Origin of the sequence: Kineosporia succinea (assembly GCF_030811555.1) — a bacterium.
Taxonomy (GTDB): Bacteria; Actinomycetota; Actinomycetes; order Actinomycetales; family Kineosporiaceae; genus Kineosporia; species Kineosporia succinea.
This window is the reverse complement of record NZ_JAUSQZ010000001.1, coordinates 5,446,636-5,466,460: the sequence shown is the minus strand read 5'-3', so window position 1 is coordinate 5,466,460 and position 19,825 is coordinate 5,446,636. Positions and strand designations below refer to the sequence as shown.

The following is a 19,825-nucleotide window of genomic DNA, read 5'->3' as shown; positions in this document are numbered from 1 at the left end:
GCCGGTGGAAACGCCACGACCTGATGGCCGGCTACGGCTTCCTGAGCCTCTGGCTGTTCGGCTTCTTCGCCCTCACCGCCGGCCCGATGCTGGCCTCGCTCTACCTGTCGTTCACCCGCTACAACCTCTTCGGCTCGCCGGAGTGGATCGGTCTCGGCAACTACCAGCTGCTCCTGAGCGACCCGCAGTTCCGGCAGGCGGTCAAGGTCACCGTCACCTACGTGCTCGTCGGCACGCCGGTGAAACTCGCGGCGGCGTTGGCCGTCGCGATGCTGCTCAACAACAACCGCCGGGGCCAGGGCTTCTACCGCTCCGTCTTCTACGCGCCGTCGCTGATCGGGGCCTCGGTCTCGATCGCCATCGTGTGGCGGGCGATGTTCATCGACAACGGCATCGTCGACCGGATCGGCAGCGGCGCCGGCCTCGACTGGGGCGGCTGGATCGGCAACCCCTCGCTCATCATGCCGATGTTCGTGCTGCTGACCGCCTGGCAGTTCGGCGCCCCGATGGTGATCTTCCTGGCCGGGCTCAAGCAGGTGCCGGCCGACCTGTACGAGGCGGCCGCGGTGGACGGGGCGGGCCCCTGGCGCACGTTCCGCAGCATCACCGTGCCGATGCTCTCGCCGGTGATCTTCTTCAACCTGCTGCTCGAGGCCGTGCACGCCTTCCAGGTCTTCGGGTCGGCCTACATCATCTCGAACGGCACCGGCGGCCCGGCCGGTTCGAGCCTCTTCTACACGCTGTACCTCTACCAGCGCGGTTTCCAGGACTTCCGGATGGGATACGCCTCGGCCCTGGCCTGGGTGCTGCTGGTCGTGGTCGGTCTGCTGACGTTCGTCATGTTCCGCACGTCGAACGCCTGGGTGCACTACGGGGGTGACGAGAAGTGAGCACCATGGTGGACGTACGACCTGGCTACCGTCGTCGGCTCGGCTCCTTGGGGTGGCACCTTCTCACCCTGGCGATCGCGGCCGTCGTGCTGTATCCCGGCCTGTGGATGCTGCTCTCGGCGTTCAAACCGACCAACCAGATCGTCGGATCGGTCAACCTGGTCCCGGTCAACCCGACGCTCGACAACTTCCGCACCGCCCTCGACGGGATCGCGGGCGTCTCGTTCTGGCGGTTCTTCGGCAACTCGATGCTGCTGGCCGTGGGATCGGTCATCGGGACGGTGTTCTCGGCCTCGATCACCGCGTACGCGTTCGCCCGCATCGACTTTCCCGGCCGGAGGATCTGGTTCGCGCTGATGATCGGCACGCTGCTGCTGCCGTTCCACGTCGTGATCATCCCGCAGTACATCGTCTTCAACCAGCTCGGCCTGGTCGACACCATGGTCCCGCTGCTCATCGGCAAGTTCCTGGCCGCCGAGGCGTTCTTCGTGTTCCTCATGGTCCAGTTCATGCGCGGCCTGCCCCGGGAGCTCGACGAGGCCGCGTTCCTCGACGGCGCCGGGCACCTGCGGATCTTCACGTCGATCACGCTCCCGCTGATGAAACCGGTGCTGGCGACCTCGTCCATCTTCGCGTTCATCTGGAGCTGGAACGACTTCTTCGGGCCGCTGCTGTATCTCAAGAACTCCGACCTGTACCCGCTGCCGGTGGCCCTGCGGCTGTTCGTCGACCAGACCTCCACATCCGACTACGGCGCCCAGATGGCCATGGCCGTGCTCGCACTGGCCCCGGTGATCATCTTCTTCCTGGTGTTCCAGCGGTACCTGATCGGCGGGGTGGCGACGACGGGACTGAAGGGATGAGATCCGCCTCGTTCTCGCTGCTGGGCGAGACCCTGATCGTGGGCGTGCTGGTCGCGCTCGGCAGCCTCGGGGTCGTCACCGCCCTGCCCGCGCTCGCCCTGGCGGCGCGGTACCTGCGGGCCCATCTGGACGGGCGGGCCTACGGTCTCGGCGGGGCGCGGGCCGATTTCTTCCCCGCCGTCGCGGCTTTGGGCCCGGCCAGCGCCCTGGCCGCCGGGCTGCTGCCGGTGCTCTGGCTGAACCTGCTGATCGCCCGCGACGCCGGCCTTCCCGGGGCCGGGCTCATCTCCACGGTGACCTACCTGCTGATGGCCGGGGTGGTCGTGGTGGCTCTTCGGCGGGCCGGGGCGTGGGCCCTGGGCCGGCCGCACGGCGCCGCCACGGCCCTGACCGAGACCGCCGCCGATCTTCCCGGCACCGGGTTGCTCCTCGGCGCGGTGGCCATGACCGCGGCCATCACGCTGATGTTCCCGCCGCTGCTGCTCGTGGTGGGCGGGCTCCTGGCCCTGGCCGGACTGGCGGTGCAATCCCGGCTCGAACCGGCCTGATTCGACCGTTCGTCGCCACACCCTTCGGGAAAGGGCTTTCCATCCTATTCTGATGGCCGATCGCTCCAGGGCCCCGACCGGCCACAGAATCCGCAACGCTCCCCTCTCACCTAGGAGCAACGCCTGTGCCCCCTTCCCTGACCCGCACCCTGCGCCTGCTGCTCGTCGGCAGCGTGCTCGCCCTCGTCACCGGCCTGCTCACGTCAGCCCCCGCCCTGGCTGCGGAAACCACTCGCCCCACGGCGGGTTCGCTGAAAGACCCGAACCTGCGCCTTGTCGGCCGCTGGGACCGGACCGACCCCCGGACCTACGTCGGCAACTGGGAATCCCCCTACGTCGAGGCAACCTTCACCGGCACCACCGTGAAAGCGACCGTGCGCGATACGGTCACGGTGTACGCCAGCGTCGACCACGGCCCGATCCAGACCTTCGACCAGGTCTCCGGCACCATCAACCTGACCCCCGAGCCCCTGGCGAAGGGCACGCACCACGTGTGGCTCTCGTACCGCACCGGCGAGATCCCCACCTGCGCCACCTGGCCCGCCCCGTGCGCGACCTTCCAGGGCTTCACGCTCGACCGGGGCGCCCGCACGCTGCCCACGAGAGACCGCAAGCTGATCGAGTTCGTCGGAGACTCGATCACGGTCGGATACGGCACCGGGAAGACCACCGTCGACTCCTACAGCTGGCTGCTCGGCGAGAAGCTCGGCGTCGACCACACCAACATCGCCCGTTCCGGCGCGTGCCTGGTGCAGCTGACGAACTGCTTCGGCCTGAACGAGAACTGGGACCGCACCACGATCGGCGGTAGCACCGACTGGGACTTCCGGCGGTACCAGGCCGACGCGGTGGTGATCAATCTCGGCACCAACGACGCCGGGCGCGGCGTTTCGGGCACCACGTTCGGCGAGCAGTACACCCGCCTGCTCGAGGAGGCCCGGGCCCGATACCCACGCGCCCACCTCTACGCGTTCGAGAACCTCCGTCAGCGCTACCCGGCCGAGACGCGAGCCGCCGTGCAGGCCCGTACCGACGCCGGCGACCGGCGTGTGCACTTCATCGACACCGCCGACTGGCTCACCGCGGAGGACTACGTGGACGGTGGCCACCCCAACGAGGCCGGCCACGCCAAGATCGCCGACCGGCTGGCCCCGATCATCGCCCCCGACCTCGATGTGCCGTTGCCCGGCAGCACCGCCGACCGGAACATCGAGTTCACCGGCCGCTGGGACACCTCCGACCCGGCCGCGTTCGTGCCCAGCTGGGCCGGCGCGTACTTCACCACCCGCTTCACCGGGACCGGGGTGACGCTGAATCAGCGCGACACGATCGACTTCTGGGTCAGCATCGACGGCGGTGAGGACGTCTACTACTCCAAGGTGAGCGGCGACGTCGACATCACCCCGGCTCCCCTGGCCGAGGGCGAGCACACCCTGCGTGTCTCGTACCGCAACGTCGCCGGCTCGTACAAGGGCGACGCCGTGTTCCAGGGACTGACGCTCGATCCGGGCGCCCGCACACTGGCCACGCCCGGCCGCCAACCGATCATCGAATTCGTCGGTGACTCGATCACCATGGGGAGCACGTCGTCCAGAACCACTCTGACCTCGTACGGCTGGCTGACCGGGGAGGCCCTCGGTGCCCGGCACACCCAGATCGCCTGGGGCGGAGGGTGTCTGGTGGCGGCGGCCGACGGCTGCACCGGTGTCTCGCAGCAGTTCTTCGAAGCCGGTGACGGGCGCTGGGACTTCGGTACCTACCAGGCCGACGCGGTCGTGGTGAACCTCGGCACGAACGACCTCAGCCACAACGTCACGCCGGAGGAGTTCCAGACGGTCTACGTCCAGTTCCTCAAGGACGTCCGGGCGGTCTACCCCCGTTCGGAGATCCTGGTGCTGGGCACCTTCTCGGAGCGGTACGTCCCGCAGACCCGGGCCGCGGTGAAGGCCGTGCGCGACCGGCACACCCGCTACGTGGACACCACCGGCTGGCTCCCGCCGGAAGGCCTGACCGACAAGGTGCACCCGAATGATCTCGGGCACCAGCTGATCACGGAGAAGCTCGTCCCGATCGTGAGACGCAGCCTGTAGGGCACGCCGAGGGTGGCCGGCCCGGGCCGGTCACCCTCCTCAGGCGTCCGGCGCCGCGAACCGCTGATTCGGGTTGCCGCCCGAGCAGTCCCACAGGAAGAACAGCGAACCGTCGTCCGGCTCACCGCTCTCGGTGGTCAGGCAGCGGCCCGAGGCCCGGTTCTGCAGTTCCTCACCGTTGCGCACGAAGATCTGCGCGTCCGTGCCGTTGCACTCCCACAGCTGCACCGGGGTGCCGTTGTCGCGCGCGCCGACCCCCACGTCCAGGCACTTGTTCTCGATCTTCACCAGGCCCTCCGCCGTGAGACCCCACTGCTGCAACGCTGAGGAGTCACAGGGCTGCGTGCTGGGGCGGTCACCGTCGGCGCGGGTCTCGGGGACGCTCACGCACGTCCCGTTCGGTCCGGTCAGGGTGGTGGGTCGCGGGTCGATGCCTGGGGACGTGTCGGTCGCCGGACCGGACGCCTCGGGTGAGGGGGTGGCCGGGTTTCCGGAGGCGCTGTCACCGGGACGGGCGCCGGTGCTCGAGTCGGGACGGAAGGCCAGGCCGACCAGCAGACCGACCACCGAGCCGAGCGCGATCACGATCGCCAGGGAGGTCACGAGGCGGCGCTGCCCACCACCGGGGGCGCGCTGCACGCGGGTGGGTTCGGACACCGCGAAACCGGGCGCGGGCTCGGCCGGCTGGAAGGCCACCGTCTCACGCGCCCCCGGGCCCTGGGGCGCCGGCGGCCTCGCAGCGGGCTGCTTCGCGATAATGCTCTGGTAGGAGGAATTCTCGACCAGGGCCGCTTCGGTCCGGCACCGGTCCACGATCTCCTGCGGCGTCGGGCGGTCACCGGGTTCACGGGCCACGCAGTCGCGCACCAGAGAGGCCAGGTCCTCGGGCAGCCCGTCGACATCGATGCGGCCCTCGATGCAGCGGTTGTTGATCGTGTGCGGGCTGCCCTTGCCGTAGGGGGCACGGCCCGTGGCGGCGAACGCCATGGTGGCGCCCAGGGCGAAGACGTCGGCGGCCGGCCCGATCTCCTGCTCGAGCAGCACCTCGGGCGCGACGTAGCCGGGCGTGCCCATGGTCATCCCCATCTGCGTGAGACCGGGCTGCTCCTCGGCGCGGGCGATGCCGAAGTCGATGAGCTGCGGACCGGTCACCGACAGGATGATGTTGGCCGGCTTGATGTCCCGGTGCAGGACGCGGTGCGCGTGGATGTCGTCGAGGGCCTCGGCCAGCGCGGCGAACAGGCCGCGGCAGAGGTCGGGGGCGAGGGCCTGGTGCGTCTTGATCGCAGCCGCGAGGGTCGGCCCGGGCACGTACTCCGTCGCCATCCAGAAGGGTGGAGCGGTGACCTCGAAGTCGATGAGGGACGCGGTGAACGGGTTCCGCACGGTGCGCAGCGTCTCGACCTCCCGCTGGAACCGGCTCAGGGCCTCGGGCTGGTCCTGGATCTGGGTGTTGATCACCTTGATCGCCGCGGGACGACCGCCGGGGGTGCGCCCGAGGTAGACCGTGCCCATGCCGCCGGTGCCGAGCCTGCCGGCCAGTCGGTACCGGCCGATCGCCGGCGGATCGGACGGACGCAGCGGCAACACCCAAGACTCCTGACGGTTTTCGCGACCCCGGGTAGGTCGCCGGCGCGATTCCGTCACGAGTGTCCGGAATGGCCGCAGTGACCCTAGCGCAGGCTGCATCAATCAGACTTCACCGGAACCTCATGACACGCCCGGGCGCTTCTCGCGCGACGCCATGTTCGCACTCGCTGCCTGGGTTCGAGCTCGGATGGGGTGCTGTTCGTGCGGTCTGGCCGCGCCGACATCACCCGATCCTGGTTCTCCCTGAGGGGCAAACGCAGAAGTGGCGGCCCGCGCCGCCTTCTTTCGAAGGCGGGGGCCGCCACTTCTGTCTTTCAATGATTGTCCGGCGATGTCCTACTCTCCCACACCGTAACCAGTGCAGTACCATCGGCGCAGGCAGGCTTAGCTTCCGGGTTCGGAATGAGACCGGGCGTTTCCCTGCCGCTATGATCGCCGTAACTCTACCGGCACAACCAGCCACCCTCGTGGGTGGGCGTGGTCGTTTCCCGTGAACCGCATAGTGGACGTGAACAATCTTTACGCGCTCAACTCAACGAGTGAGTGAGTAAGTCATCGGCATATTAGTACCGGTCAGCTTCACAAGTCTTCAGTCCTTGCTTCCACATCCGGCCTATCAACCCAGTAGTCTAGCTGGGAGCCTCTCACACCTCGAGGGTGCATGGAAACCTCATCTTGAAGCGAGCTTCCCGCTTAGATGCCTTCAGCGGTTATCCCTTCCGAACGTAGCTAACCAGCGGTGCCCTTGGCAGGACAACTGGCACACCAGAGGTTCGTCCGTCCCGGTCCTCTCGTACTAGGGACAGCCCTTCTCAAGTTTCCAACGCGCGCAGCGGATAGGGACCGAACTGTCTCACGACGTTCTAAACCCAGCTCGCGTACCGCTTTAATGGGCGAACAGCCCAACCCTTGGGACCTACTCCAGCCCCAGGATGCGACGAGCCGACATCGAGGTGCCAAACCATGCCGTCGATATGGACTCTTGGGCAAGATCAGCCTGTTATCCCCGGGGTACCTTTTATCCGTTGAGCGACAGCGCTTCCACAAGCCACTGCCGGATCACTAGTCCCGACTTTCGTCCCTGCTCGACCTGTCGGTCTCACAGTCAAGCTCCCTTGTGCACTTACACTCGACACCTGATTGCCAACCAGGCTGAGGGAACCTTTGGGCGCCTCCGTTACTCTTTAGGAGGCAACCGCCCCAGTTAAACTACCCACCAGGCACTGTCCCTGATCCGGATCACGGACCAAAGTTAGACATCCAGAACGACCAGAGTGGTATTTCAACGTCGACTCCACCAACACTAGCGTGCCGGCTTCACAGTCTCCCACCTATCCTACACAAGCCGTACCGAACACCAATACCAAGCTATAGTAAAGGTCCCGGGGTCTTTCCGTCCTGCTGCGCGTAACGAGCATCTTTACTCGTAGTGCAATTTCGCCGAGTTCGCGGTTGAGACAGCGGAGAAGTCGTTACGCCATTCGTGCAGGTCGGAACTTACCCGACAAGGAATTTCGCTACCTTAGGATGGTTATAGTTACCACCGCCGTTTACTGGCGCTTAAGTTCTCAGCTTCGCCCCGAAAGGCTGACCGGTCCCCTTAACGTTCCAGCACCGGGCAGGCGTCAGTCCGTATACATCGTCTTGCGACTTCGCACGGACCTGTGTTTTTAGTAAACAGTCGCTTCTCCCTGGTCTCTGCGGCCCTCAAACGCTCACCGGAGCAAGTCCAGGTCACGCCTCAGGCCCCCCTTCTCCCGAAGTTACGGGGGCATTTTGCCGAGTTCCTTAACCACGATTCACTCGATCGCCTTAGTATTCTCTACCTGACCACCTGAGTCGGTTTAGGGTACGGGCGGCTCGAACCTCGCTAGATGCTTTTCTCGACAGCATAGGATCACCCACTTCCCGCCAATGCGGTCATCATCACATCTCAGGCTCATCATCAAAGAAAGAACTGCGGATTTGCCTACAGCTCGCCCTACATGCTTAAACGTGGACAACCATCGCCACGCGGAGGCTACCTTCCTGTGTCACACCATCGCTTAACTACTACCGATTCAGGTCCAAGGCTCCACCGCCGGCACCCGAAGGTCCCATTGGCTTCACGATGTTAGTATCCTCGGGTTCGCTATGGGCGGTTCTACGCCGGTACGGGAATATCAACCCGTTGTCCATCGACTACGCCTGTCGGCCTCGCCTTAGGTCCCGACTTACCCAGGGCGGATTAGCCTGGCCCTGGAACCCTTGGTCATTCGGCGGACGGGTTTCTCACCCGTCTTTCGCTACTCATGCCTGCATTCTCACTCGTGTGGCGTCCACGCCTGGGTCACCCCGACGCTTCACTCGCCACACGACGCTCCCCTACCCATCTGTTCCCCTGAAAGCCGGATCAAGCCGGTCTAGGGTCATGAACAAATGCCACAGCTTCGGCGGTGTACTTGAGCCCCGCTACATTGTCGGCGCGGAATCACTTGACCAGTGAGCTATTACGCACTCTTTAAAGGGTGGCTGCTTCTAAGCCAACCTCCTGGTTGTCACAGCAACTCCACATCCTTTCCCACTTAGCACACGCTTAGGGGCCTTAGCTGGTGATCTGGGCTGTTTCCCTCTCGACTACGAAGCTTATCCCCCGCAGTCTCACTGCCACGCTCTCACTTACCGGCATTCGGAGTTTGGCTGACGTCAGTAACCTTGTAGGGCCCATTAGCCATCCAGTAGCTCTACCTCCGGCAAGAAACACGCAACGCTGCACCTAAATGCATTTCGGGGAGAACCAGCTATCACGGAGTTTGATTGGCCTTTCACCCCTACCCACAGCTCATCCCCCAGGTTTTCAACCCTGGTGGGTTCGGTCCTCCACGCGGTCTTACCCGCGCTTCAACCTGGCCATGGGTAGATCACTCCGCTTCGGGTCTAGAGCATGCGACTGAATCGCCCTATTCGGACTCGCTTTCGCTACGGCTACCCCACACGGGTTAACCTCGCCACACACCACTAACTCGCAGGCTCATTCTTCAAAAGGCACGCCGTCACCCCGCAAGGCTCCGACGGATTGTAGGCACACGGTTTCAGGTACTATTTCACTCCCCTCCCGGGGTACTTTTCATCTTTCCCTCACGGTACTAGTCCGCTATCGGTCACCAGGGAGTATTTAGGCTTAGCAGGTGGTCCTGCCAGATTCACACGAGATTCCACGAGCCCCGTGCTACTTGGGACGCCCACAAGAAAGACCAGCACATTTCGTCTACGGGACTAACACCCTCTACGGTCGCCCATTCAATGGCGTTCGACTACATGCAGGTTTTTTGACTCTCCACTACCTCGACAGCGGTAATAAGCGGGATCCCACAACCCCGGACATGCAACGCCTGTCAGCTATCACACACGCCCGGTTTGGCCTCATCCGCTTTCGCTCGCCACTACTCACGGAATCACTGTTGTTTTCTCTTCCTGACGGTACTGAGATGTTTCACTTCCCGTCGTGCCCTCCCAACACCCTATATATTCAGGTGCAGGTGACTGGACTTGCCTCCAGCCGGGTTACCCCATTCGGAAATCCTCGAATCACAGCTCGGTTGCCAGCTCCTCGAGGCTTATCGCAGGCTCCTACGTCCTTCATCGGCTCCTGGTGCCAAGACATCCACCGTGTGCCCTTAAAAACTTACCAACACACCCCACCCACAAAAGGGGCAGGATGCACTCGGAAAAATTAAGCACAGAATTAAAGATGCTCACGTCCACTATGCAGTTCACAAGCAACGAACACACACAACCCTCAAGCTCACCAGTTGCCCCGTCGCCGGCGGAATCACTTCCGACCCACGTCGAGGCACTTTGATGAAGGACTGTCATGCCTTCGGCAGCAGGACCTCACGATCCCACCAGCCTGAGATACACGGCCCACCAGACTGTTTCCAGCCTCGTGGTCCGCTCCCTCAGGACCCAACAGTGCATCCCCATCTCCGCCCCGGAGATGAGAGCCAACCGATGTTCCACCCTTGAGCGGCCACCCCAGAACCAGGCCGACCATGATTGGCCGGCTCATCGCCTGGGCAGTGACACAGCCTCTGAACCATCAACCAGCCTGAGCCGGTGAGGTTTTCGAGTGCTCCTTAGAAAGGAGGTGATCCAGCCGCACCTTCCGGTACGGCTACCTTGTTACGACTTCGTCCTAATCGCCAGTCCCACCTTCGACGACTCCCTCCCTTACGGGTTAGGCCATCGGCTTCGGGTGTTACCGACTTTCATGACGTGACGGGCGGTGTGTACAAGGCCCGGGAACGTATTCACCGCAGCGTTGCTGATCTGCGATTACTAGCGACTCCGACTTCACGGGGTCGAGTTGCAGACCCCGATCCGAACTGAGACCAGCTTTTTGGGATTCGCTCCACCTCACGGTCTCGCAGCCCTTTGTACTGGCCATTGTAGCATGCGTGAAGCCCAAGACATAAGGGGCATGATGATTTGACGTCATCCCCACCTTCCTCCGAGTTGACCCCGGCAGTCTCCCATGAGTCCCCACCATAACGTGCTGGCAACATGGAACGAGGGTTGCGCTCGTTGCGGGACTTAACCCAACATCTCACGACACGAGCTGACGACAACCATGCACCACCTGTGAGGCGCCCTTGCGGACCCCGTATCTCTACGAGTTTTCACCCCATGTCAAGCCTTGGTAAGGTTCTTCGCGTTGCATCGAATTAATCCGCATGCTCCGCCGCTTGTGCGGGCCCCCGTCAATTCCTTTGAGTTTTAGCCTTGCGGCCGTACTCCCCAGGCGGGGCGCTTAATGCGTTAGCTGCGGCGCAGAACACGTGGAATGTGCCCCACACCTAGCGCCCAACGTTTACGGCATGGACTACCAGGGTATCTAATCCTGTTCGCTCCCCATGCTTTCGCTCCTCAGCGTCAGTAGTGGCCCAGAGACCCGCCTTCGCCACCGGTGTTCCTCCTGATATCTGCGCATTTCACCGCTACACCAGGAATTCCAGTCTCCCCTACCACACTCTAGCCTGCCCGTACCCACTGCACGCCCAGAGTTAAGCCCTAGGTTTTCACAGCAGACGCGACAGACCGCCTACGAGCTCTTTACGCCCAATAATTCCGGACAACGCTTGCACCCTACGTATTACCGCGGCTGCTGGCACGTAGTTAGCCGGTGCTTCTTCTGCAGGTACCGTCACTTGCGCTTCTTCCCTGCTGAAAGAGGTTTACGACCCGAAGGCCTTCATCCCTCACGCGGCGTCGCTGCGTCAGGCTTTCGCCCATTGCGCAATATTCCCCACTGCTGCCTCCCGTAGGAGTCTGGGCCGTGTCTCAGTCCCAGTGTGGCCGGTCGCCCTCTCAGGCCGGCTACCCGTCGTCGCCTTGGTAGGCCATTACCCCACCAACAAGCTGATAGGCCGCGAGCTCATCCCTGACCGAAAAACTTTCCACACACAGACCATGCAGCCATGTGTCATATCCGGTATTAGCCACCGTTTCCCGTGGTTATCCCAGAGTCAGAGGCAGATTACTCACGTGTTACTCACCCGTTCGCCACTGATCCCCTCCGAAGAGGTTCACCGTTCGACTTGCATGTGTTAAGCACGCCGCCAGCGTTCGTCCTGAGCCAGGATCAAACTCTCCGTAAATAATCTTCTAGGAAGACTTTTAGCGAAGTGTTGCAAGAATCCTGACCGAAAGAACCAGACCCGAACCGAATACCTCGACGGGGGTCGAGATATCCGAAGCCTGATCCATCAGCCAAGACGACCGTCCCAATCGGGACAATCATTTGGCATCGGTTGTTCAGATGCACTGTTGAGTTCTCAAGGAGCGGACGCTCAGAACTTCCTGCCTTTCGGCGTTCCGTCCTGGCGACGTGTTAAACATTAGAGCGTTTCCAGCACCCCGGTCAAATCCGCGTTTCCAGCGAATGAACCGGAGATAGAGCTCTCCCTTTGTCTTGCGAAAGCACGAAGAATAGACGTGTGCCGCGACGGCAAACGTCTCTTCTGAAGCTTGAGCAGAAGGGAAGGACTTCACTCTGCGAAGACGGCCACTGATGTGTCCGTTGCCCTCGCAGGTCGCGAGCTCGCCCCAGCGATCCCGGAAAATCCTCGTAGGAACCTAGCACAACCGCGACGGCCCGCAAGACCGGCCGTTCGGGCGACCCGCACGCCCCTCAAGTCCGCGCCGTTCCCGCCGACAGACAGGCACCGGACCACGAGCCCCCGTCAGAGGAACAGCGCCGCGATCAGCATCAGCACGGGCACGCAGGCCACGGTCGTCAGGAGGGCCACGTCACGAGCGACGGTCTCGCCCTTGCCGTACCAGATCGCATATGTCTGGACGTTCTGCGCGGTGGGCAGCGCCGCCATGGCCACGACCGCGAACAGCGCGTCACCGGTCAGGCCGAGCAGAGGTCCGGCCACCAGGAACGCGACGACCGGCATGACCATCGTCTTGATCACCGTGGCACTGAGCACCGGCGGCAGGTCGGCCCCGGCCAGTGGGCGTCTCCCCCACAACGAGATGCCGAACGCCATGAGCATCAGCGGCACCGCCGCACCTCCGAGGATCTCCAGGGGCGCGGTGACGACGTCGGGCAGCGTGATGCCCGCGAGCGCGACCAGGACTCCGAGCAATGTGGAGACCACGAGCGGATTCTTGATGGGCACCGTAAGGATGCCGAGAACGTCGAGGTGCCCACGCGTCCCCAGTTCGAGGGCGCCGGTGACCGCGGGAGCCAGCACCACGAGCTGGAGCATGATCAGCGGCGCGGCCGCGGACACGTTGCCGACGACGTACGTGGCGACGGGCAGGCCGATGTTGGCGGCGTTGGCGTACGACGAGGCGGTCACGCCGATCGTGGTCTCGGCCAGGGGCCGGCGGAAGAAGAGCCGGGACACGGCCACATAGAGCGCCCCGCTGACAACGGCCGAGGTCAGGGCGACGAGGGCGGCGGACGAAGCGAGCACGGAGGGGTCTCCGTGCGACATCGTCATGAAGAGCAGGGCGGGGTTGGCCACGGCGTACGCCGTCTTGCTGAGGTAGCGGGCGCCCTCGCTGGGGATGATCTTCGTGGCCGCCAGCACGACGCCGGCCAGGATCACGATGAGGATGATGGCGAAACCGGTGACGACGCCAGCCAAGAGTTCGATGCCTTCCGCGGTACTGCGGACCAGCCCGCGAGGGGCGCGGGCGTCCGACGAGAGAAGGCCCCGATGACATCCCCATCGTGGCACAGCGCCGATTCCCGGCGACGGGCGGCCGCCGAACCGTCCGGAACGACCGAAAAGCGCTGCCGTTCAAGGGGTTGAGTGCTTCACAGCCGCGCGTCGCGTGTGCGGTCGACGCGGTCGGGGTGCCACTCGTGTCGTCATGTCTCCCCCGTTCCCCTTCTTCGGGTGTTCGAGACGGCGACGCGGGTGCGTGTCGAGGACAACGGGTATCTGGCGGTCGAGAAGGTCACGCCTGCCGGGCAGCTGACCAGCCTTGGGCACTACTCCCGGGAAGGCGGGGTCGGGGAGCAGGCGGTGCCGCGTCCCCACGACCACCCGTCGCTCCCCCAGGTGCGCTACTCCCTGCGGATGGACACCGGCGAGACCGGCCCGACGCCGCCGCCCTCGTGGCCCTGCGTCCCACCGCTCGACACCCTCAACGTGCACGGCACTCGCTCCGACCTGGCGGGCGAGTCGCTCGGCGACGTGCGGGCGCTGGCCCGGGAGCGGGGCTACCGGTTGCGGGTCTTCGGCGAGGACGACGACTGCGCGAACGGGTTCACGGACGACCTCGACGGCTTCCGTCTCAACGTCTACGCCCAGGACGGGAAGGTGGTCTGGGCGTCCACGTTCTGAGCCGGGTGGTGGCGCAGCCCGCGAACCGTACCTACAGTGGTTGACGCCGATTCGTTACATATACGGCATACGGGCAAGGTGACGGACCAAAGGCGGTTCAGCACCATGGATGTTGCGCACCACCAGGAGTCCGTCTACTCGGCGTGGGAACGGTTCGTGCAGGGCGACGACCGGGTGCTCGGCGTCCGTCCCGAGGTGGCCATCTCCTGGCACCGCTGCCGTGAGCAGTACCGGGTCGACCCCCACCTCACCGAGGCCCCGATCGCGGTCGCCGAGATCGAGCACCGGCCCGAGCACGACGGGGTCTTCGCCGAGCTGGGGTTCCGCGCCGCGACGGTCGCCCAGGACGTCAGCTTCGCCGGGGGCGTCGTCACCGTCACGGACTCCACCGGGCGCATCCTGGCCGAGTGGGGTGATCCGGCCACGCTGGCCCGGGCCGCCGAGGCCAACCTGGCGCCGTGGTTCTGCTGGTCGGAGCCGGCGGCGGGCACCAACGGCATGGGGATGGCCCTCGAGACGCACGGGCCGGTGCTGGTCAAGGGGCCGGAGCACTGGTGCCGGGCCTTTCACGACTGGACCTGCGCGGGCGTCGCGGTGCGGGACGTGGTCACCCGGGAGCCCATCGCTGTTCTCAACATCTCCTGCTGGCGCAGCCGCCTGCCGTCGTTCGCCGGGGGCTGGCTGACCAACGCGGCCGCCACCACGCAGGGACAGCTGCGGCGCCGCGCCCGCGACAGCGGGGCCGAGCTGCTGGCGGCGTACACCCAGGCCCGCGCCGGATCGGCTCAGCCGCTGGCCGCCATGGACACCGCGGGCAAGGTGGTGATCGCCGACGAGACGGCGAGCGTGCTGCTCGGCGTACCGGCCGCCACCCCCGCACTCGACCCGACGGTCCGCTGGACGCCGGGTCTGCCGGAGCTCGGCAACGCCGCGCGCTACGCCTGCACCCAGGCGGCCCGGAACCCGGACTGGATCGGCTCCACCCAGGTCTTCACCCATCTGACCGGCGACCCGGTGCCGATCGTGCTGCGCCCGGTGTTCCAGTCGCGTCACCTCATCGGCACGCTCGTCACGTTCAACGCCACCCACGAGACGCAGATCAGCGCGCCCGACGAGACCCCGTCCCTGCCCGGGCCCCGCCGGGTGGTCGCCCAGCGCGAGAACCGCATGGTGCTGCTGCGGCTGCCCGAGGTCCGGTTCGCCGAGTCGGACGGCAACGAGGTCTGGCTCTCGACCGATCAGGGACGCCTCCGGGCCGCCTCCGCGAGTCTGGACAAGCTCGGCGGGGAGCTGGCCGGCGCCGGGTTCCTGCGCGTGCACCGCCGCTACGTGGTCAACCTCAGCCGGATCCGCGAGGTCGAGCGGGGCCGGGGCGGTGAGCTGACTCTCGTGATGGACCAGCAGGACGAGGCCATGGTGCCGGTCTCACGCCGCAACGCCCCGGCGGTGCGGCGGGCCCTGGACTTCTGAGCCCGGCCGGAGAGGAGTCCCGTGCCCCAGCATCCCAACGGTGGCGGACTGGGCCTGCCACCCAGCACGCCCGACCGGCGGCCGAAAGCGTCCACCAGCGCGACCGACTGGTGGCCCGACCACCTGGACCTGCGGGCGCTGAGGCGACCGGCGCGTCCCCCGTTCGACTACCCGGCGGCCTTCGCGACCGTGGATCTCGACGAACTGGCCGCCGACGTCGACGCCGTGCTCACCAGCTCGCAGGAATGGTGGCCCGCCGATTTCGGCCACTACGGGCCGCTGGTGCTGCGCATGGTCTGGCACTGCGCGGGCACCTACAGAAGGGCGGACGGACGCGGGGGCGCCAGCGCGGGTCTGCAACGGTTCGCGCCGGTGGACAGCTGGCCCGACAACCGCAACCTGGACAAGCCGCGCCGCCTGCTGTGGCCGGTCAAGAAGAAGTACGGGCGCCGGATCTCGTGGCCGGACCTGATGGTCTTCGCGGGCAACCGCGCGCTCGAGTCGATGGGCTTCGAGACGTTCGGCTACGCCGGCGGGCGTGAGGAGGTGCTCGAACCGGACGACGTGTACTGGGGACCGGAGCGGTCATGGCTCGGCGACGAGCGGCACGAGGGGGTGCGGGATCTCGAGAAACCGCTGGCCGCAGATCAGATGGGGCTCATCTACGTGAATCCGGAGGGGCCGAACACGGTGCCCGACCCGGTGATGTCGGCGCGCGACATCCGCCAGTCGTTCGCGCGCATGGGGATGAACGACACCGAGACCGTCGCGCTGATCGCCGGTGGGCACTCGTTCGGCAAGACGCACGGCGCCGCCGACCCGGAGAAGCACCTCGGCCCGGAACCGGCGGCCGCTCGTCTCGAACACCAGGGACTGGGCTGGCGCAGCACCCACGGCGCGGGTAAGGGTGGGGACACCATCACCAGCGGACTCGAGGGGACGTGGACGAAAACCCCGACAACCTGGGACAACAGCTTTCTGGAGAACCTGTTCGGCTTCGAGTGGGACGTGGCGCTCAGCCCGGCCGGGCTGTGGCAGTGGACGCCCCGGGCCGGTGGTGGCGCGGGCACGGTGCCGGACGCCCACGACCCGAACCTCTTTCACGCACCGACCTTCCTGACCACCGATCTGGCCCTGCGTTTCGACCCGGTCTACGAGCCGATCGCGCGCCGGTTCCTCGAGCACCCGCCGGAGCTGGCGGACGCGTTCGCACGGGCCTGGTTCAAGCTGACGCACCTCGATCTGGGGCCGCGGTCACGGTATCTGGGGTCGCTGGTCCCGGCCGAGACACTGCTCTGGCAGGATCCGGTTCCGGCGCCCGCCGCCGGTGATCCCGCCCCCGACCTGGTGGCGGGGATCAAGCAACGGGTTCTCGCCTCCGACCGGTCCGGGGCCGATCTCGTGCTCGCGGCCTGGGCCTCGGCGTCCACGTTCCGCAGCAGCGACCGGCGGGGCGGGGCGAACGGTGGGCGGGTGGGGCTCGCCCCGCAGCGGGGGTGGGAGGTCAACGATCCCGAACGGCTTGCGGACGTGCTGGTCACCCTGGCGGGGATCCGCGAGTCGGTCGGTGGGGACGTGATTTCCACGGCCGACCTGATCGTGCTCGCGGGCTGCGCGGCCCTCGAGCGGGCCGCGGCGGCGGCCGGGGTGGAGGTCGCGGTGCCGTTCCGGGCGGGCCGTACGGACGCGCTGCCGGAGTGGACCGACGAGGAATCCTTCGGCTGGCTGGAACCGGTCGCCGACGGATTCCGCAACTATCGCGGGCGACAGGCGCGCCGGCCCTCGGAACATCTGCTGATCGACCGCGCGGCACTGCTGACGCTCGATGTCGCCGAGACGACCGTGCTGCTCGGCGGTCTGAGATCACTGGGCGCGGTGGCGGGGCATTCGTCGCTCGGTGTGCTCACCGACCGGCCGGGTGTGCTGAGCAACGACTTCTTCGTGAATCTGCTCGACCACGAGACCGAATGGTTTCCTCGGCCCGACGGCACTTTTGAGGGCCGTGTACGGGGCGAGGCCCGCTGGGGTGCCAGCCGCGCCGACCTGGTGTTCGGGGCCCACGCCGAACTGCGGGCCGTCGCCGAGCAGTACGCCGCCGACGACGCGCTCGAGCTCTTCGTGCGGGACTTCGTGGCCGCCTGGCACAAGGTGATGGAGCTCGGGCGCTGACGAACGGTAGCCGATCCCGGGCGAGCGGTGGTGACGGCGGGCTGTGAGGCACGTCCTTGTCGGCCGTGTTGCGGGCACGTAACGTTCCCGCCGAAACAGCATTTCACAGCGGTTCCACGGCATGAACCGGATCAGGAGCTGAGGTCGATGACGACCCTGAACGATCGAGACGCGCTGCTGGAGAATCTCGGACTGGACGCCCAGAACAAGGCCGCGCTCGGAAAGCTGCTCAACACCGGCAACATCGCCCAGGCCAGCGAGGGCGCGGACGGGCGGATGAAGGCCACCGTCCGCATCAACCCCGACGAGATCTGCTGGGACCCGTCCATTCTGGTGCTCCCGCACGGCGGCGACCTGGATCTCGAGCTGATCAACGACGACCAGAACACGCACTGCGCGCTGCTGCCCAGTAACGGTGACAAGAAGTTCATCTGGCTGGTCAACCACTCCAAGGGCCGGGCGAGCCTGAACCTCGACGGCCCGGGGTACTACTGGTACAGCTCGCCCTCGGGAAACGACGAGGGGCGCGGCCTGACGGCCGTCATCGTCGTGCTCGGTGACGTGCCCCCGGAGGCCCGGCTCGACCGTCCCGACCAGCCGCGTCCGTTCTGAGGCAGGAGACGACATGACCACGTCCGACTACGTCGACGCCGGCGAGGCCGTCGACCAGGGCCGGCTGTCCGGCAAGGTCGCCGGCGGGGAGATCGCCCCTCCGGTCACGGAGAACCTCACCTACGAGCGCATTCTCGACGCGCGCAGCGAGCCGGAGAACTGGCTCACCTACTACGGCACCTACGACGGGCAGCGCTACAGCACGCTCGACCAGATCAACACCGAGAACGTCAGCCGGATCGGCCCGGCGTGGATCTTCCAGGCCGGGGTCAGCGGCATCATCGCGGGCACGTCCACGTACTCGTTCGAGGCCACCCCGATCGTGGTCGACGGCGTCATGTTCCTGTCCGGGTGGGACGGCTGGGTGTGGGCCCTCGACGGGAGGACCGGCAAGGAGATCTGGCGGTACAAGCACGCCGTGCCGTTCGACGTGTCGCTCTGCTGCGGCAACGTCAACCGGGGCGTGGCCGTGGCCTCGGGCAAGGTCTTCTTCGTCACGGCCAACGCCCATGTGATCGCGCTGGACGCGGGCACCGGCAAGCGGGTGTGGGACAAGACCTACGGAGACGTGCGCGCCGGGGAAAGCGGGACCCTGGCCCCGATCGTGGTGAAGAACCTGGTGATCGTGGGCAGCTCCGGCGGCGAGTTCGGGGTGCGCGGCCACCTCGACGCGTTCGATGTGGAGACCGGCGAGCACCAGTGGCGCTCGTACATGGTGCCCAAGCCCGGTGAGCCCGGCTCGGAGAGCTGGCCGGCCGACGGTGAGGCCTGGGCCCGGGGCGGCGGCAACTGCTGGCTGACGGGCACTTTCGACCCGGAGACCAACCTGCTCTACTGGGGCACCGGCAACCCGGCCCCCGACTTCGACGGCGGGGTGCGCGAGGGCGACAACCTCTACACCGACAGCATCGTCGCGATCGACGTCGACTCCGGGCAGATCCGCTGGCACTACCAGTGCACCCCGCACGACGTGTGGGACTACGACAGCATGAGCGAGTGCATCCTGTTCGAGCGGGACGGCCGCAAGCTGCTGGCCCACTTCGACAAGAACGGCTACATGTTCGTGCTCGACCGCACGAACGGTGAACGCGTCTCGATCACGCCGTTCGTCGACCGGATCACCTGGGGGGCGATCAGCCGCGACGGTCAGGTCGTGCCGAAGATCTACCCCGAGGAAGAAGGCGTGGAGGTGCACTTCTACCCCGGCCCGGCCGGGGCGAAGGAGTGGACGCACGCCGCCTACAGCCCGAAGACCGGCTGGTTCTACGTGCCGATCCAGGACGTGGGAGCCACCGCCGCCCGGCGCCGCCGGGAGTTCAGGGAGGGCATCCCGTACTGGAGCGCGGGCGTGGCCGTCGACATCGAGGAGGCCGTGGGCTACCTCAGCGCCTTCGACGCCGACGGGAACGAGAAGTGGCGCTGGCGCAACGAACTGCCGATGTGCGCGTCCGTGCTCGCGACCGCCGGGGACCTGGTGTTCGCCGGTGAGCCCTCGGGCGAGTTCAACGCCTACGACGCCCGCACCGGTGACCTGCTCTGGCAGTTCCAGTGCGGCAGCGGGCATCACAGCAGCCCGGTGACCTACGCGATCGACGGCCGCCAGTACATCGCGGTGCCGGTCGGCTGGGGTGGCTGGGCCGAGGGGTTCCTGCCCGGCATGCTCGGCGCCGGTCACGGGAGCGCGCTGATCGTGTTCGCGCTGCCCGAGCAGACGCCGTCGCGTGGTGACCATTGAGACGCTGGAGAGGA

The 19,825-nt window shown here is 66.1% G+C and carries 11 protein-coding genes and 3 rRNA genes; 9 read left to right on the top strand and 5 right to left on the bottom strand.

Annotated elements, in window-relative coordinates:
* Nucleotides 1–23 precede the first annotated feature (23 nt).
* The 4 genes from J2S57_RS23725 to J2S57_RS23710 all read left to right on the top strand — a co-directional run bounded on the left by J2S57_RS23725 (nt 24) and on the right by J2S57_RS23710 (nt 4,391).
* Nucleotides 24–890, top strand: coding sequence for a carbohydrate ABC transporter permease (locus J2S57_RS23725; RefSeq protein WP_370882701.1), 867 nt, complete (start codon nt 24–26; stop codon nt 888–890).
* Between the two features lie 5 nt (nt 891–895).
* Entirely contained in the window at nt 896–1,753 is an 858-nt protein-coding gene (locus J2S57_RS23720; protein WP_307251102.1) for a carbohydrate ABC transporter permease, read from the top strand.
* Nucleotides 1,750–2,301 carry a hypothetical protein gene (locus J2S57_RS23715; protein ID WP_307246733.1) on the top strand — a complete coding sequence of 184 codons (552 nt, stop codon included), beginning with the start codon at nt 1,750–1,752 and terminating at the stop codon, nt 2,299–2,301. The genes J2S57_RS23720 and J2S57_RS23715 overlap by 4 nt, the downstream gene beginning before the upstream one ends.
* Before the next feature lie 125 nt (nt 2,302–2,426).
* Complete coding sequence (locus tag J2S57_RS23710) at nt 2,427–4,391, top strand: GDSL-type esterase/lipase family protein (protein ID WP_307246730.1); 1,965 nt, start codon at nt 2,427–2,429, stop codon at nt 4,389–4,391.
* Nucleotides 4,392–4,430: 39 nt separating this feature from the next.
* Here J2S57_RS23710 and J2S57_RS23705 read toward each other — a convergent pair whose 3' ends face one another.
* From J2S57_RS23705 to J2S57_RS23685, 5 genes are all read right to left on the bottom strand, one after another.
* The gene (locus tag J2S57_RS23705) at nt 4,431–5,981 is read right to left on the bottom strand and encodes a serine/threonine protein kinase (protein ID WP_307246728.1); all 1,551 of its coding nucleotides are present in this window, start codon (nt 5,979–5,981) and stop codon (nt 4,431–4,433) included.
* A gap of 323 nt (nt 5,982–6,304) precedes the next feature.
* Nucleotides 6,305–6,421 (bottom strand): 5S ribosomal RNA (gene rrf / locus J2S57_RS23700).
* 103 nt (nt 6,422–6,524) lie between these two features.
* Nucleotides 6,525–9,651, bottom strand: a 23S ribosomal RNA gene (locus J2S57_RS23695).
* Between the two features lie 449 nt (nt 9,652–10,100).
* Nucleotides 10,101–11,617, bottom strand: a 16S ribosomal RNA gene (locus J2S57_RS23690).
* Together the 16S, 23S and 5S rRNA genes form the textbook arrangement of a ribosomal RNA operon.
* Before the next feature lie 585 nt (nt 11,618–12,202).
* Complete coding sequence (locus tag J2S57_RS23685) at nt 12,203–13,120, bottom strand: AEC family transporter (protein WP_307246726.1); 918 nt, start codon at nt 13,118–13,120, stop codon at nt 12,203–12,205.
* 255 nt (nt 13,121–13,375) lie between these two features.
* Between J2S57_RS23685 and J2S57_RS23680 the strand changes: the two genes are divergently transcribed.
* From J2S57_RS23680 to J2S57_RS23660, 5 genes are all read left to right on the top strand, one after another.
* Nucleotides 13,376–13,825, top strand: a complete 450-nt coding sequence (locus tag J2S57_RS23680; protein ID WP_307246724.1) for a hypothetical protein — start codon at nt 13,376–13,378, stop codon at nt 13,823–13,825.
* A gap of 105 nt (nt 13,826–13,930) precedes the next feature.
* Complete coding sequence (locus J2S57_RS23675; RefSeq protein ID WP_307246722.1) at nt 13,931–15,295, top strand: DNA-binding protein; 1,365 nt, start codon at nt 13,931–13,933, stop codon at nt 15,293–15,295.
* A 48-nt stretch (nt 15,296–15,343) separates the two neighbouring features.
* Nucleotides 15,344–17,464 carry a catalase/peroxidase HPI gene (gene katG / locus J2S57_RS23670; RefSeq protein WP_370882700.1) on the top strand — a complete coding sequence of 707 codons (2,121 nt, stop codon included), beginning with the start codon at nt 15,344–15,346 and terminating at the stop codon, nt 17,462–17,464.
* A gap of 147 nt (nt 17,465–17,611) precedes the next feature.
* A complete protein-coding gene (locus J2S57_RS23665) occupies nt 17,612–18,076 on the top strand; it encodes an MSMEG_3727 family PQQ-associated protein (protein WP_307246718.1) in 465 nt (154 codons plus the stop codon).
* 13 nt (nt 18,077–18,089) lie between these two features.
* Nucleotides 18,090–19,811, top strand: coding sequence for a PQQ-dependent dehydrogenase, methanol/ethanol family (locus tag J2S57_RS23660; RefSeq protein WP_307246716.1), 1,722 nt, complete (start codon nt 18,090–18,092; stop codon nt 19,809–19,811).
* Nucleotides 19,812–19,825 lie beyond the last annotated feature (14 nt).

Coding starts and splice junctions, on each gene's coding strand:
- J2S57_RS23720 (WP_307251102.1), top strand. CDS start 896: ATGGTGGACGTACGACCTGGCTACCGTCGTCGGCTCGGCTCCTTGGGG.
- J2S57_RS23725 (WP_370882701.1), top strand. CDS start 24: ATGGCCGGCTACGGCTTCCTGAGCCTCTGGCTGTTCGGCTTCTTCGCC.
- J2S57_RS23660 (WP_307246716.1), top strand. CDS start 18,090: ATGACCACGTCCGACTACGTCGACGCCGGCGAGGCCGTCGACCAGGGC.
- J2S57_RS23675 (WP_307246722.1), top strand. CDS start 13,931: ATGGATGTTGCGCACCACCAGGAGTCCGTCTACTCGGCGTGGGAACGG.
- J2S57_RS23665 (WP_307246718.1), top strand. CDS start 17,612: ATGACGACCCTGAACGATCGAGACGCGCTGCTGGAGAATCTCGGACTG.
- J2S57_RS23715 (WP_307246733.1), top strand. CDS start 1,750: ATGAGATCCGCCTCGTTCTCGCTGCTGGGCGAGACCCTGATCGTGGGC.